Raw genomic sequence first — 14,535 nt, 5'->3', positions numbered from 1 at the left:
GTGGGTGAGAGTACGATCGACTCTTACCCGAAGCAACTAACCCGCCTGCAAGAGCTAAATGCTCGCTGTCCTTGCTGTCAGTCGATTTGAGATTTTAGATTAAAGTTGACTCCACAGATGAATCTGGGGTTCTCCTAAAATCTAAAATTTTTTGCTCTCCACAACTCCTGTCGGAAACTTTTATCGGTCTTTGGGTGCCCTGAGTTACTGTTAAGTATTATTGCTGATAGATAATACAGCAGACTGCTGGCAGTTGTACGATTTGGGGTTTCTATGTAAAGTTGGCACAACAATAGGGTAATTGTTGTATCAAAAAATTCATATTCTGCTACTGCAGGCGGAAAAATTCTGTAGCGGTGCTGGCATTTGGGCAAAAATCTCGGCCCGATCGCGCAAAATGTGGTCGGCAAGTCTGGTAAAATCCCGATCTATTCTCGGTTTAGACGCAAAGCTCGATCAAGCTAAATTTGACTAGAACTAATAAATGACAGATTCTCCTCTACTAGCAACGTCAGAGTTATCCCCTGCTTCAACCCAGACGGCGGATTCTCCTGTGTGGCCAGCCCTCCTGCAACAACTATTAGACAGACAATCTCTCTCACGCGCCCAAGCAGCCGACTTGATGCAGGGATGGCTAGCAGAAGCTATTCCCCCCGTCCTCTCAGGAGCCATTTTAGCGGCCATCCAAGCTAAAGGCATCTCTGCCCCAGAATTGGCAGGAATGGCTCAGGTATTGCATTCTCAGTCGCTTGCAGGCGAGTCGGAGAGCGTTGTCAATCCCAAATCCTCAATCTCCAATCTCAAATTAATTGATACTTGCGGCACAGGTGGCGACGGCGCTTCCACGTTTAACATTTCCACTGCTGTAGCTTTTGTGGCCGCCGCCGGCAAAGTTCGAGTCGCGAAACACGGAAATCGCTCCGCATCGAGCAAAGTCGGTTCTGCTGACGTGTTGGAAGCACTGGGAGTCAACCTCAACGCCGATCCCGCGAAGGTAAGATCTGCGGTAGACTCTGTGGGCATCACCTTTTTATTTGCGCCTGGGTGGCATCCCGCACTTAAGGCTGTAGCGCCGATCCGGCGCACTTTGAAGGTGCGGACTATTTTTAACCTATTAGGGCCCCTTGTCAATCCTATGCGCCCTACAGGGCAGGTAATCGGGGTGTTCGATCCTAGTCTGGTATCAACTATTGCTCAAGCTTTGGGCGAGTTGGGGACTGAGTTAGCTGTAGTCGTTCACGGCAGAGAAAAATTGGACGAGGCGGGGTTGGGTGATGTGACTGATTTGGCGGTTTTGTCTGATGGCAAAGTCGAACTCACTACTTTAGACCCGGAAAAGGTAGGATTGACACCAAGTGCGATCGGCTCGTTAAAAGGCGGAAATGTTGAGGAAAACGCCGAGATTTTGCGGAACGTTTTGCAAGGCAAAGGTACGCCCGCACAAATGGATGTTGTAGCTTTGAATGCGTCTTTGGCTTTTCAGGTGGGAGGTGCAATTCCTATGGGTTCTCACGCAGCAGGAGTTTCTCTGGCTAAGGACATTTTATTGAGCGGTGAGTCTTGGTTGAAGTTGCAGCAGTTGATTGAGTTTTTGAAATGAAGTCAGTTGGGAGTTGGGAGTTGGCAGTTGGCAGTTGGCAGTTGACAGTTGTTAGTTGGCAGTTGTTAGTTGGCAGTTGACAGTTGGCAGTTGTTAGTTGGCAGTTGTTAGTTGGCAGTTGACAGTTGACAGTTGACAGTTGCTATATCATATTCGGTCGATTGACCGTGATTCCTGTAGGGGGCGGGTTCACCAGCAATAGTCGCCAAAAATCGACCAGCTCAAAAACCCGCCCAGACTATGTATGATGCGCGATCGATCGGACATGATATTAGTTGTTAGTTGACCCGAAAGCAGTTGGTAGTTGTTAGGAAAGCAGTTGCTACAAATAACGAGTAATCAATAACAAATAACAACTAACAAATAACAACTAACCACTAACTTCTTTTTAAGACCGCGATCGAAATTCAATGACATCTTGCTTAATAGTCACATCTTTATTACCAAAAAAGTCGTGACCCAACAGTCCGATATCTAGGGATGGCGAGACTGCGACAACTACATTGTTAACCGCCAGACCACCTGCTTCCATAGAAGTCAGGCGACCGAGGGGAAAAGTAGCCACTCCGTTGGGAGTTTGTGCTTGCACTGTTCCCTGGAGAACAACGCCCAAGGCTTTAGCCATTGCTGGTGTAATTACTGTGCCACTAGCTCCAGAATCTACCATCATCTCGAACTTTTGTTTGCCGTTAAACGTGACTTCTATGACCGGGATATTAGCCGCGCGGCGTTTGATTTTTGCCTGAAACACTCCCGACTTTGCTGCCGCCGAAGTGGTGGGAGTCAATTCTTTGGGGAGAAAACCGCAGACTGATTGGCTGAGGTTGACGGTTCGCCCTGACGAGCTCCGCATGAAGCATCCCTCACTTTCTTGAGCCACGGCTGACGAGGAGTTGGCAACACTCCCTACTAAAATTGAACTGATCAGAGAAATAACCCCTGCTAATACCAGTAAAGGTTGGCGCAGGTTGTGAGGGATCGGTAGAGGCTTTTTTGAGTTTGAGAGTAAAGGCAAGGGAGATTTGCTGGCCATAGTTTGATTAAACGCTGTAGCTCGATCGTAACAGCGACAACTGCCTTTTGGTATAGATATAGAATTTCCGCCCGCATCCTAAGCTGCTGGCAGATAAATTGCTGGCGCGGGGGGAGATGGAGAATTTGCACTTATAGCCTTTCTCAGTAACATGAGGTGCACGCTTTATAAGCGGGAATCGGGAATCGGGCATCGGGCATCGGGCATCGGGCATCGGGCATCGGGCATACCTCACCAAGATTGAGAACTGCTGTATTGCTGCTTTTTGATTACCTGTGGCATAAGTGCCTTGCTTTTCCGAACCCTTGCACAAATTAAAATAATATCTGTACATTGCCGACTAGCATCAAATCCCTGGCAGTGGTAAGAATTAAACCAAACGAAAGTAATTAAGGATGCCATGTCACTTTCAACTGCACAACCCGCTCTCCTCGTCCTGGCTGACGGTACTGCTTACCGCGGCTGGTCGTTTGGCGCTGACGCCACCGTCGTTGGCGAGGTAGTATTTAATACTGGAATGACGGGCTACCAAGAAGTATTGACCGATCCCAGCTATTGCGGTCAAATTGTAACTTTTACTTATCCAGAATTGGGCAATACCGGGGTAAATCTTGAAGACGAAGAATCCTCGCGCCCGCAAGTTCGGGGTGCGATCGCCCGGAACGTATGCAGCCGCCCCAGCAACTGGCGCTGCTCGCAATCTCTGCAAGACTACCTGAAACAGTACGATATCCCCGGAATTTACGGGATCGACACCCGCGCCCTCACTCGCAAAATTCGCACGGTGGGAGCGATCAACGGTGGGATTTCGACGACGATTCTCGACCAGGCAGAGCTTTTGGAACTCGTGCAAGACGCCCCCAGCATGGACGGGCTGAATCTGGTCCAGGAAGTCACCACTCGCGAGGTTTATGAGTGGTCTGAAGCCACGGACTCGGTTTGGGAGTTCAGTCCTACAGTCAAACCTGCTAATGGCAAAATGTGGACGGTGGTAGCGCTAGACTTTGGGATCAAGCGCAACATCCTGCGGCGTCTGGCGAGTTACGGGTGTCGGGTCATCGTTGTCCCCGCTGACACGTCGCCGGAGGAAATCCTCAAATACAACCCGGACGGCATTTTTCTGTCCAACGGCCCCGGAGATCCGGCGGCGGTCACGGAAGGGATCGCTACTGCGAAAGCTTTGTTAAAGTCGGACAAACCCGTATTCGGCATCTGCATGGGACACCAAATTTTGGGACTTTCCTTGGGTGCAGAAACTTTTAAACTTAAGTTCGGCCATCGGGGATTGAATCATCCAGCGGGTTTAACTGAGCAAGTAGAAATTACTAGCCAAAATCACGGTTTTGCGATCGACCCCGATTCCCTAGCCCCCGAAGTAGAAATTACTCATCTCAATTTGAACGATCGTACCGTAGCCGGATTGAAGCATAAAACTCTGCCACTGTTCTCAGTGCAGTACCACCCAGAAGCCAGTCCGGGCCCGCACGACGCCGATTATTTATTCGATCGATTCGTGCAGTCAATGCGAGACAATCAGAAAGTAGCCAGCAGTAAATAGTCCGCAGTCAGCAGTCAACCGTTAATGACTGCTGCCTCAAAAAAACTAAAAACCACTGACAAAAAAAACTGTAGACAAAAGACCAAAAAACTCCTATAATGAAGCCTCGACTTTAAGCCATATCTAGCTAGGAGGGTGTCATTCCTGAGTCATTGACCCTGACCGTTAGCCTCAGAGGCACTCGCGAAGTCAGGAATAACTGTCAGTTATTTCGCCTGACTGGCCTGCTGGACGCTTTTTCTGAGGCCACTTTTCGGAAGGTAATAAGCAAATGTATTGACGAGGGCCCAAAACACGTAATTTTGGACTTGTCTCAGATAGACTTTGTGGATAGTTCAGGCTTGGGCGCACTTGTGCAACTTGTCAAAAAAGCCCAAACCTTGGAGGGGACATTGCAAATTGTCTCAAATCCCCGCGTAACTCAGACTGTTAAACTGGTTCGCTTAGAGAAATTTTTGTCTTTGCAGCCTTCGGTTGATGAGGCGGTAAAAAACGTCAAGGATGCTTGACGCCAAAGTGAGTTAAATTAGCTATCCGGTTCTCAACGCTGGATAGCAAATTTTTATTTGTTTGCTGGTAAAACAATACCGATTTTTCCAGAAGCTGCGACACGCGCCAGCCGCTATTTCCCCGATGCTTAGAGTTTCGGTGGAGGGGCAGTAAAATATGTGTGGCAAACACGCGGAAAAATGGTATAAAAATTAGAGCATCCCGATTTGGTAAAAAGCCTTTTTTAGGAGTGCGATCGTCACGCAAAGCTTTGCCTATATATCTCGTTTCGCGATCGGACAGCGAACACTCCTGTGAAAGCTATAATTGCTAAAGTAACGAAAGACGAAATAAGTAAGTGACTAGAAAAACCAAGCTGTGCGGAAGTTTTATTTAAAAAAGTATGTCGCCGATCGCAGATGACGGACTCAAACTGAGTCTGACGGATATCAGTTTAAATCGAGTGCATCCTGCGAGGGCTACACCAGCAGAAATAGAAAGAATTTCGCCCGCAGCCTGGGCATATTTGGGAGATGCAGTGTACGAACTCTACGTTCGGAGTTCGTACTTAGTCCCACCCAAAAGATTGCAAGCTTATCACGAATTAGTGGTGGGGCAAGTACGAGCCGAAACTCAAGCGCGTCATTTGCGCTCACTCTCTCCTTACTTGAACAGTACAGAATTAGCAATTGTCAAGCGCGGCCGCAATGCTGCAGCGGGCCGTTCTAAGCGAGCAGATCCAGAGATATACCAACAAGCCAGCAGCTTAGAAACCTTGGTCGGATATTTGTATCTCACCGATCCCGAAAGATTGACCGAACTTCTGGCACTTTTAGATCTTGAGACTTAAAGGATTTAGCAGTTAAGAGTTGGGAATGGGGAGGGATTAATTAACCATCCTGGCACGGCTAACATAAAACCGCAAAAATCTCGATCGGGCAAAACAGGATTTATCAGTTATTAACTAGCAATTTGAACACAGCAAAATCCTTGCTCCCTCCCTAGAATATCTAAAATCTCAAAGCCCCAAGATTGCTCCCTCAATCAAGAATCTCACATCTACAATCTACAACCGATTAGCCTTCAGCCAAAACGTTTTGAGCACAAGAAACCAATGAGAAAATTTACCAAACCCAACTTTTCGCGATCGAATTCCGACAGCAAGCCATTCAAAAGCGAAGGTCGCCGTCAGGACTCACAACCATCATCTCCCCGCTTTGAACGCAAGCCCCGTCCCGACACTCGTGGAGTAGACGCGCCTCAAAAGCGATCGACCTTCGCCCCGCAATCGCGAGAAATGCCCGTGAGAGCAATTTTCAAACGGAGAGCCGATTCCGACGGCCAACCGGACATTCGCAGAAATAATCATTTTAAAGACAGAGACAGCAGCCCGCAGGAATCCCGCGGGAATTATTACCAAGACAGAGACAGAGATAGCAGCCCGCAGCCGGCCCGCAACAATTTCCGAGACAGAGACAGAGACAGCAGTCCGCAGCCGGCCCGCAACGATTTCCGAGACAGAGACAGAGACAGCAGCCCGCAGCCGGCCCGCAACAATTTCCGAGACAGAGACAGAGACAGCAGCCCGCAGCCGGCCCGCAACAATTTCCGAGACAGAGACAGAGACAGCAGCCCGCAGCCGGCCCGCAACAATTTCCGAGACAGAGACAGCAGCCCCCAGGAATCCAGGGGCAATTATTACAAAGACAGAGACAAAGACAATAGCCCGCAGGAATTCCGGGGCAACCATTTCAGAGACAGAGACAAAGACAGAGACACTCGCCCTGTTGACAGTGCCTCAAATACTGTCGTGCAACCAGACGCAGACACAGACGACATGATTTACGGCCGCCATGCGGTGCAAGCAGCTTTAGAAACAAACCAAGTCCTCAACCGGATCTGGGTTGTTCCCCACCTGCGCTACGATCCCCGCTTTCATAGCTTGCTAACCGAAGCCAAAGCCAACGGCAGCATCATTGACGAAGTTGACGATTTGCGCCTCGACTACATCACGCGCAAAGCAAACCACCAAGGCGTAGCCGCTCAAGTATCAGCCTACGAATACCTGGATTTGAGCGAACTGATCGCCAAGGCTAAGTCGGCTTGCGAAGATCCAGTAATTGTGGTAGCAGAAGGACTCAACGACCCGCACAATCTAGGGGCGATTATTCGCACCGCAGAAGCATTGGGATCTCAGGGCATGGTGATTCCGCAGCGGCGGGCTGTTGGGATTACCTCGGCAGTAAGAAAAGTGGCAGCAGGGGCATTGGAAAGCCTGCCCGTGGCGAGGGTTGTCAATCTTAACCGGGCGCTGGAAGAACTCAAAGAGGCTGGATTCTGGATTTATGGCACTGCAGCAGGCGTCGGTCAATCTATAGAGACAGTCAAGTTCTCCGGACCCACTGTTTTAGTGGTGGGTGGTGAAGCTGACGGTTTGAGCCTTTTGATACAGCGCGGATGTGACGGATTAGTTTCAATTCCTTTAAGGGGCCATACTCCTAGCCTGAATGTCTCGGTAGCAACGGGGATGGCTTTATACGAAATTTACCGTCAGCGCGGGCCCAAAAAGTTTCATGTACACGGATCGTAAAGGTGGTTGAAAAAAAGAGCACAACAGAGTAGTTTATTGTGAATGCCACCCAGAAAGGGGTGGCACCACACCTTGAACAAGTAAAGATAGCCGATCGACTGTCATTACTTGTTCCTGCGAAAGTATAAGGGGCCTAGCCCCTAGGTTCAAACAGGAATTCGACACAAATCTATTTAGATATATTTAAATAGGTTTGGATCGGTTCTTGGTAGCAGTCAGCCACGTGTAAATAACAAAAGCCTAGGCGTGTTCGCAGCACCCTAAAAACACCGTCAAATACATTAGAAAAGCAGATGAAAGAATTCTTGATTAGCTTGCTCAACTTTTTCGGATTGGCTTGGTGGGTTGAAGTTAAAACTTCAGCGCCGCGGTGCATTTACTATTTTGGCCCGTTCTTAACCGATGGAGAGGCGGAAGCTGCAAAAGCAGGATATGTAGAAGACATAGAAAATGAAGGGGCAGAAGGTGTTAGTGTTTCGATTCACCGCTGCAAACCAATTACTTTAACTGTTGCAGAAGATTTGGGAAAGCTTGGTGATGGAGGGCTGTGGCCGGCTTTGAGCGGTCAGTAGAAGCAGGGGGAATTTTGAGTTTTGAGAGGGCTACGCTTCCCTCGCAACGCTGTGCGGTTTTGAGTTGTGAGTTATAACTTCAAAACTCTTGAGTGTTGCGTGATAAATTGCTTGTGACAAACTCAAAACTCAACACTCGCAATTGCCAACTGCTTCGGGGTGACTCTCAATCCAGCGATCGATGTCTGCGAGTACCCGATCGGGAATTTCCCAAGGGAACAAGTGGGCTGTATTGGGATAGCACTGCCACTGACAATCGTGGAGGTGGCGGGCGGTTTCTAAACTGGATGCTGAGGTGATGTGCCGATCTGCCTCTCCGGCGAGCACCAAGCTGGGACATTGAATGTCGCCGAGATGGAGCAGTCGGTTGTATCCAGCCCTCAGAGCGGTATTTAACGCCTTGGTGGCCGTGTTGGAAGTCTTGAGGTAGGCGGGGGTACCTGCCTGTGCTAAGTAGCGGTAAGGGGTGGCGTTATGCTGCTGTATCAAGTAGCGAAAGAGCGATCGCCTTGCAAAAGTATCAATATTCCACTGCCAACCCGGTATCACCCAATTGATAATTCCGGCTAAACCGGTGTAAAGGTTATCTTGCCAAGAGATGGGAGGATGACTTCCTCGCGGTTTGGCTGCGGATGCAAGGAGAATCAAACCTGTGACTCGCTGGGGATATTTCATGGCTAATTCCAGGGCTAAAATCCCTCCCAAAGACCATCCGATCACCAAACACCGATCGACTCCTAATCTGTCTAATAGTGCTTCTAAATCGACCAGATGATCGGTCATTTCAAAGAAAGTTGAGGTGCGGCTGTTGCCGTATCCGCGCAAGTCTGGGGCGATCGTCTGGAAGCGTTTTGATAGGTGTTCTGTGAAGACGGACATACAATCGCCGGAACCTGGATGGCCGTGCAAGCAGAGAATCGGAAACCCTTTGCCTTTGACGGAAACACTGAGTTGTTGATGCGGCATTTTTTAACTGTTTGGGCGGTGCGCTGTCCCGCGCTATAAATGGTATATTCCAGCCGTTAAAAGCTGGGGTTTCGGACAATGTAATCGGCAATTTTAGAAATAGACTGGCGCATTTGTAGCTCGCCGCTGCGGCTGTCAATCACAGTAATCACATAGGCCTCGTCGTCAATGCTCATCGCTAAAGTTGTACCGAGCACCTTGGAATTTTGACCGGTTTTTTCGCCCAACCACTGAGCTTTAGTTCCTTGTAAGGCGGCAAATCCCAGAGCGTGATCGTACTGGCGGTTGAGAGTTTCTATTAATAGTTTAGCACCGGGTGTTTCGCCGTTGTAAATTTGCACCATCATTTCGGTGAGTTCGTTAGCAGTCAGGCGGTTGCGACCTGAACCGGGGTTGGAGGGCATAATTCTTTCCCCCATTAATTTGAAGTTGACGCGGGTGACTTCGTAGCCGCTATTATCTAAATATTGATTGATGTAATCGGAACCCAAATAATCTATCAGTTGATTGGTGGCGATATTGCTGCTGCGATAGATCATTTCTTCTAACAGTAGCTGTAGCGGGTAATTGCGATTGGACGTAATCTTTGCCGATGCGTCTTCGGTGAAATTACCACGACTGACTAATACTTCCTGGTTCAGACTAATTTTTTCTCTTTCGACTTTTTGCATCAGGGCGACAGCAATCGGCAATTTAATTAAGCTGGCTGGACTGACAGGAGGTACATCGCCCCGGATGTTTACGCATTCTCTAGAAAGGTTGCAAATGCCGATCGAAGCTTGAGCCGACAAACCGCTTTCCCTGGCAAGCACACCCAAAAAATCCGATTTTGCTTGCTGCACTTGAAAGGTTGCTGCTGTTAAATTTTCCCGGTATTCTTGAGTTTTTGAGGCAGTGAGGGAAGCTAAAAATGAATTTTGAGGAACTTCCTGCAAGTTGTTGAGGGCTTGATGCCAGAAAAATTGAGTTTGCTGCGAAGATTCGATCGACTTATTGGGCTGCTGTTTAGTTTCTAGGGCTCGGTTGGCTAAACGGACTGCTTGCTGTAAGTTGTCGTTAGCTCTCTGTTCTACTAATATTTGAGCTTCCACCGCTTGCAACTGCTGTAGCAGTTGTTCTTGAGGATTGGCGGTGAGGGGAACTAAGCGGGAGAGGAGGGTTGGTTCTGGGGAGGGAGAGGAGGGTTGTTCTAATTCGGCGATCAGCCCATCGCGAATTTTGTAGAGTTCGTCTAGGGAACGCGGGTTAGATGATTGAGAGAATGAACTTGCGATGGTTAACATCTGAACCAGTCCAATGCCGGCTACTACTGCCGCCATCTTGTTGGCGATCGACAAAAAACACCTGATATCTCGCATATTTAACATCCTCAACACCACCACATTCAATATAAGCAGCTATTGTTACATCAGTCAAACGATTTTAGATTTTAGATTTTAGATTTTAGATTTTTTCTTCAATCTAAAATCTAAAATCTAAAAGGGTTTTGATCGCGCCAATGTGGCAAGATAACTAAAATAAAGGGAGCGATCGCACGAAGGCAATCAACCCCCTCTAAATATTGCGGACTATCTACTTTCTGCGCCGCCGTCGCCAGTCAGCACCCAACCGCTTGAGGTAATCCCAGCCGCGTTGGGGCCAGACATGATCGCTACCAATCTTTTCGGCAATCCAGCGAGCGACTTTGGGGCCTGTCCAGTCTCCGCCGTCGGGGGCAGGGCCTAGCAGCGCTTGTCGCAGTTCTTCTTGCTGTTCAGGATTCAGCAAGGATTTTGCAGGAGGGGGCTGGCGGTCTCCGCTGCGATTTCTCACAGAGTTAGGCCCTTCTCGGTTATAGCGCTGGACAATTTCTTTGGCGTAGTCGTAGTTGAGGCCTACGACTTGGGCTGCTTGTTTGATAGTCCAATTTCGGGACACTAACAGCAGCAAGTGCCAGCGGCGCGACTCTGTGGTGTTTTGTGCCTGCCGGTAGCGAATTTTGAGTTCCTCTGCCGTCAGGTGGGATTCTAAGTGAGCTTTAGGTGGCATTCCTCCAACGGGGCATCGGGAACTTCTTACCATATATCTTGGGTTTTGGGGATAATTCCGGATGAAATTATTTTCCTGGGGATCGTGGTGGCAAATACCTAGCTTTGTTTAGCGCAGAGGTCGGCGGCTGGACGCGGATTGACAAATATTAACCGTGCCTATCCCCACCTCGGTCGGGGTGGGGATAGGCACGGCGGCTGTTCTATTTTTGTGGGCTGGTAATATGTTTAGGTGGTATAAACTAGAACTTTCTTGGAAACTCTAGTCGATGAACGTACTCCTAGCTTAGAGGGGTAGATAAGCTGAATCGCATATAAATCGAATACAGAGATGGGCATCCTGCCCATCCCACAAGAATCTCATACAAATTGACTGTCAAATTAGATACATAGCAGCTTATTACCCAAGGTCTTCTTCCTGTAGAATAAAACTATCACTAATTTTGTTCTAGTGGGGGTAGTGGATGCCTGTAGGATTGCCTGAATTTGTTGAGAACCCGGAAAATCGCTGTCCAGTCCTCCTGTTGCTCGATACATCTGGCTCTATGGCGGGAGAGCCGATTCAGGAGTTGAATCGAGGGATTGCGGCTTTTAAGGAGGACGTACTGAAAGATACGAAAGCCTCCCTGAGTGTCGAGGTAGCGATAATCACCTTCGGCCCAGTGCGTCTGATACAAGATTTCGCAACCATTGACCACTTCACACCGCCACGACTGGAAGCTAGTGGCTTCACTCCAATAGGTGAGGCTATTGATTGCGCTTTGGATCGACTCGAAGCCCGCAAGGAGACTTACAAAGCCAACGGTATTCAGTATTATCGCCCTTGGATCTTCTTAATTACAGATGGAGCGCCGTCTGATTGCTGGCAATTGGCAGCGCAGCGCGTGCGGGAGGATGAGGCAAAGCGCCGACTCTGTTTCTTTGCGGTTGGCGTGAAGGACGCAAATACGAAAATTCTCGCACAAATTGCCCCGCCAGAACGTCCACCTATAATGTTGAATGGTCTAGATTTTCGCTCTCTGTTTGTGTGGTTGAGTACCTCGATGAAACGGGTTTCGAGTGAGAAGATAGGAGTGGCTGTGGCGTTGCCACCTGTCGGATGGGGTCAAATTACTACCTAGATACTGAGGATATTTTGTGGATTGGAAAGCGATCGCACGTTCGGCAACAGGAACCAGCCATAAAAAACAGCAGTTACCCTGCCAAGATTACGGACAATTTATCATCTGCCACAACGTAATCTTGGGGGCTATTGCGGATGGGGCTGGTAGCGCTAAACATTCTGATGTAGGTGCCAAGTTGACGGTCGAGACAGCACTTAATGAACTCTTGCAGCTTGGAGAGTACACCCTTTATTTACATTGCGCCCCTCAACCTCTCCCTGATGAACAAGCTAGAACAATATTTGCAAATACTTTAAAAGAAGTAGTAAAAGCTTTGCAAGAACGAGCAGCCAGTAGCGATTACTCAGTTAATGACTTAGCTTGTACTTTATTAGTATTTTTGGCTACTCCGAATTGGGTTGCTGCCATGCAGATTGGAGATGGATTCATAGTGGCGCGTCTTCGGGAAGGAGAAGATCAACTACTTTTTACCCCAGACAAAGGAGAATTTATTAATGAGACAACATTTGTCACCTCGGCAAATGCCTTAAATGAGATGCGTGTGCGTGTTTTACCAGGTCAGCAAAAGTTTATTTGTGCATCAACAGATGGACTGGAGCGAGTAGCGATTCGGATGAGTGACTGGACACCTTTTCCGCCTTTTTTCCAGCCACTAGAAGAATATATGGTAGAAACCAGTCATCCAGAGCAGGAAGACGAATATATTAAAAATTTCCTTGACTCTGAAAGGCTAAATGCTAAAACTGACGACGATAAAACCTTGCTTTTGTGCCTCTATGACGATAGTAAAGTGAAATGACAGTTCTTATTTGTGCCAGTACAGGTCAATCGATCGCTCTAGTCGAACAAATAGCCAGCAGTGGTGAAGGAACCGTTTGGAAAACAGATCGCAATGGCTATCTCGCCAAGATTTATCACTCTTCACACCACGAGCGCGTTAAGAAGCTGGAAGTCATGGTAGCGAACCCACCCACAGAGCTTAACTCACATCTCAATCATATTTCTTTTGCTTGGCCCCAGGAACTACTGACCGATCGGAATGGTTCGGTGTTAGGCTTTTTAATGCCAGAGATCAAAGATGCAAAAGAATTACTAGATGTGTATAATCCACAGCGTCGTAAGATGCTGAAGCTTGAGGTTAATTGGTATTTCCTCTACACGACAGCGCTAAATATCGCCTCATTTATTCAATTAATTCATGACAAAGGTTATGTTTTAGGTGACATTAAGCCACAAAATATTCTGGTTAATAATCGTACTTTACCTTCGATTATTGATACAGATTCTTTTCAGGTTCGCCATCCTAATACAGACGAGGTGTATCGCTGCTTGGTGGGTACAGAAGGCTTCACCCCTGTAGAACTGTTAGATAAAGATTTTCATATTACAGATCAAACAGAAGTCCACGACCGTTTTCGATTGGCAGTAATTGTTTACCTGTTGCTGTTTGGCGCTGAGCCCTTTAAAGGAAAATGGGTAAAAGAAGGAGATTCGCCGGCACCGAGTGAACTAATTCGCCAAGGATTTTGGCCTTATGCCCCAAACAGTTTGATCCAGCCTGGGCCATTGACAATTCCCTTAAATATTGTGCATCCTGAGATTCAGCGATGCTTTCTTAGATGCTTTAATGATGGGCATACAAAACCACATTTGCGACCCACTGCTGGGGAATGGTACAAAGCACTGGAAGTTGCGATCGCTGATTTAGCCGAGTGTGACCAGATTACCAACCATTACTACAGCAAAAGTTATGGTAAATGCTATTGGTGCGATCGGGCGGCCCAACAAGGAGTCGATATTTTTCCGGGTGTTCCCAGGGTCAAAATACAGCCTACTGCTACTGTACCCCCCTCACAATCAAAAGTTTTTGCAGCCGATAATGTACCAGAGTTGCTTAAGCAAAAGGGGGAAAAGATTACCGTTGTAGGTCGAGCCTTTAGCACGATTGATAATATTCAAAATAATCAACATCAGTCTTTCTATATTAATTTTGATAATCCTACATCTTCAAGCTGCAAAGATGGTAGTTTTAGGATAGTAATTTCGGGACAAGGCTTGGATAAATTAGCCCAAATTCAAGGAATAAAACCCGAAGAATTAAAAACTTGGAACCGTCAATTTATAAAAATTACTGGTCTTTTGGATATTTATCAAGCTAAAAAACGTTGCTTTACTCAAGTTATATTAGAAGATCCTGCTCAACTAGAGCTACTCGCTGAAGGTGAAGCTAAAAGGTTACTTGGGCAAGCTTCTAATGAAGCAACTTTTCAAACAAAACCTATTAAAGCAGCACCTAATCAACCTCCTGCAACAGCTAAAACAGCCCAAACTACTAATAACCTTCTTTTTGAGACAGAGAATCAAGAAATATCTTTATGCAGACAAGGTAGAGTTCATGCCCGACAAAGAAATTATTGGGCAGCAATTCAATGTTATGACCAAGCTCTCTTGCTCAAACGAGACTATGGTATTGCCTACTACTACCGTGGTATTGCCCACCAAAGGGTTGGGGATCAATTAAAAGCGACTAAGGATTTCCTAGAAGCTAAAAGACTCGGTGTTTAATTGCCTGCTAG

The 14,535-nt window shown here is 47.5% G+C and carries 15 protein-coding genes; 9 read left to right on the top strand and 6 right to left on the bottom strand.

Annotated features, from left to right (window positions below):
* The first annotated feature begins 484 nt into the window (after window positions 1-484).
* A complete protein-coding gene (gene trpD, locus QUA83_RS00600) occupies window positions 485-1,600 on the top strand; it encodes an anthranilate phosphoribosyltransferase (protein ID WP_333290863.1) in 1,116 nt (371 codons plus the stop codon).
* Window positions 1,601-1,988: 388 nt separating this feature from the next.
* Here the strand turns inward: trpD and QUA83_RS00595 are convergent, their stop codons facing one another.
* Together QUA83_RS00595 and QUA83_RS00590 are read right to left on the bottom strand one after the other, a co-directional pair.
* On the bottom strand, window positions 1,989-2,633 hold the full coding sequence (locus tag QUA83_RS00595; RefSeq protein ID WP_333290862.1) for a retropepsin-like aspartic protease: 645 nt from the start codon (window positions 2,631-2,633) through the stop codon (window positions 1,989-1,991).
* Window positions 2,634-2,640: 7 nt separating this feature from the next.
* Window positions 2,641-2,967 carry a hypothetical protein gene (locus tag QUA83_RS00590; protein ID WP_333290861.1) on the bottom strand — a complete coding sequence of 109 codons (327 nt, stop codon included), beginning with the start codon at window positions 2,965-2,967 and terminating at the stop codon, window positions 2,641-2,643.
* A 66-nt stretch (window positions 2,968-3,033) separates the two neighbouring features.
* Here QUA83_RS00590 and carA point away from each other — a divergent pair, with 66 nt between their 5' ends.
* Entirely contained in the window at window positions 3,034-4,191 is a 1,158-nt protein-coding gene (carA, locus tag QUA83_RS00585) for a glutamine-hydrolyzing carbamoyl-phosphate synthase small subunit (RefSeq protein WP_333290860.1), read from the top strand.
* 152 nt (window positions 4,192-4,343) lie between these two features.
* Entirely contained in the window at window positions 4,344-4,700 is a 357-nt protein-coding gene (locus tag QUA83_RS00580) for an STAS domain-containing protein (protein WP_015176627.1), read from the top strand.
* Here the strand turns inward: QUA83_RS00580 and QUA83_RS00575 are convergent.
* Window positions 4,687-4,947 carry a hypothetical protein gene (locus QUA83_RS00575; RefSeq protein WP_333290859.1) on the bottom strand — a complete coding sequence of 87 codons (261 nt, stop codon included), beginning with the start codon at window positions 4,945-4,947 and terminating at the stop codon, window positions 4,687-4,689. The genes QUA83_RS00580 and QUA83_RS00575 overlap by 14 nt on opposite strands.
* A gap of 136 nt (window positions 4,948-5,083) precedes the next feature.
* Here QUA83_RS00575 and QUA83_RS00570 point away from each other — a divergent pair, with 136 nt between their 5' ends.
* The 3 genes from QUA83_RS00570 to QUA83_RS00560 all read left to right on the top strand — a co-directional run bounded on the left by QUA83_RS00570 (window position 5,084) and on the right by QUA83_RS00560 (window position 7,842).
* On the top strand, window positions 5,084-5,530 hold the full coding sequence (locus QUA83_RS00570; RefSeq protein ID WP_190662113.1) for a Mini-ribonuclease 3: 447 nt from the start codon (window positions 5,084-5,086) through the stop codon (window positions 5,528-5,530).
* 264 nt (window positions 5,531-5,794) lie between these two features.
* On the top strand, window positions 5,795-7,270 hold the full coding sequence (gene rlmB, locus QUA83_RS00565; RefSeq protein ID WP_333290858.1) for a 23S rRNA (guanosine(2251)-2'-O)-methyltransferase RlmB: 1,476 nt from the start codon (window positions 5,795-5,797) through the stop codon (window positions 7,268-7,270).
* A gap of 293 nt (window positions 7,271-7,563) precedes the next feature.
* Window positions 7,564-7,842 carry a DUF1816 domain-containing protein gene (locus QUA83_RS00560; protein ID WP_333290857.1) on the top strand — a complete coding sequence of 93 codons (279 nt, stop codon included), beginning with the start codon at window positions 7,564-7,566 and terminating at the stop codon, window positions 7,840-7,842.
* A gap of 129 nt (window positions 7,843-7,971) precedes the next feature.
* On the opposite strand, the gene QUA83_RS00555 is transcribed toward QUA83_RS00560, so the two are convergent.
* The 3 genes from QUA83_RS00555 to QUA83_RS00545 form a co-directional block, all read right to left on the bottom strand.
* Window positions 7,972-8,808, bottom strand: coding sequence for an alpha/beta hydrolase (locus QUA83_RS00555; RefSeq protein WP_333290856.1), 837 nt, complete (start codon window positions 8,806-8,808; stop codon window positions 7,972-7,974).
* A gap of 56 nt (window positions 8,809-8,864) precedes the next feature.
* Window positions 8,865-10,166 (bottom strand): serine hydrolase, encoded by a 1,302-nt coding sequence (locus QUA83_RS00550; RefSeq protein ID WP_333290855.1) that lies wholly within the window; start codon window positions 10,164-10,166, stop codon window positions 8,865-8,867.
* A gap of 214 nt (window positions 10,167-10,380) precedes the next feature.
* A complete protein-coding gene (locus QUA83_RS00545; protein ID WP_333057162.1) occupies window positions 10,381-10,836 on the bottom strand; it encodes a helix-turn-helix domain-containing protein in 456 nt (151 codons plus the stop codon).
* A 463-nt stretch (window positions 10,837-11,299) separates the two neighbouring features.
* Between QUA83_RS00545 and QUA83_RS00540 the strand changes: the two genes are divergently transcribed.
* From QUA83_RS00540 to QUA83_RS00530, 3 genes are read left to right on the top strand one after another with little or no spacing between them, the layout of a single operon-like run.
* Window positions 11,300-11,956, top strand: a complete 657-nt coding sequence (locus QUA83_RS00540; RefSeq protein ID WP_332955871.1) for a VWA domain-containing protein — start codon at window positions 11,300-11,302, stop codon at window positions 11,954-11,956.
* 16 nt (window positions 11,957-11,972) lie between these two features.
* Window positions 11,973-12,758, top strand: coding sequence for a PP2C family serine/threonine-protein phosphatase (locus QUA83_RS00535; protein WP_333150812.1), 786 nt, complete (start codon window positions 11,973-11,975; stop codon window positions 12,756-12,758).
* The gene (locus QUA83_RS00530; RefSeq protein ID WP_333290854.1) at window positions 12,755-14,524 is read left to right on the top strand and encodes a protein kinase domain-containing protein; all 1,770 of its coding nucleotides are present in this window, start codon (window positions 12,755-12,757) and stop codon (window positions 14,522-14,524) included. Before QUA83_RS00535 ends, QUA83_RS00530 begins: the two co-directional genes overlap by 4 nt.
* Window positions 14,525-14,535 lie beyond the last annotated feature (11 nt).

It is taken from the genome of Microcoleus sp. K1-B1, assembly GCF_036704705.1.
Taxonomy (GTDB): Bacteria; Cyanobacteriota; Cyanobacteriia; order Cyanobacteriales; family Microcoleaceae; genus Microcoleus.
The sequence above is the reverse complement of the archived record's forward strand: the minus strand, read 5'-3'. Positions and strand labels throughout refer to the sequence as shown.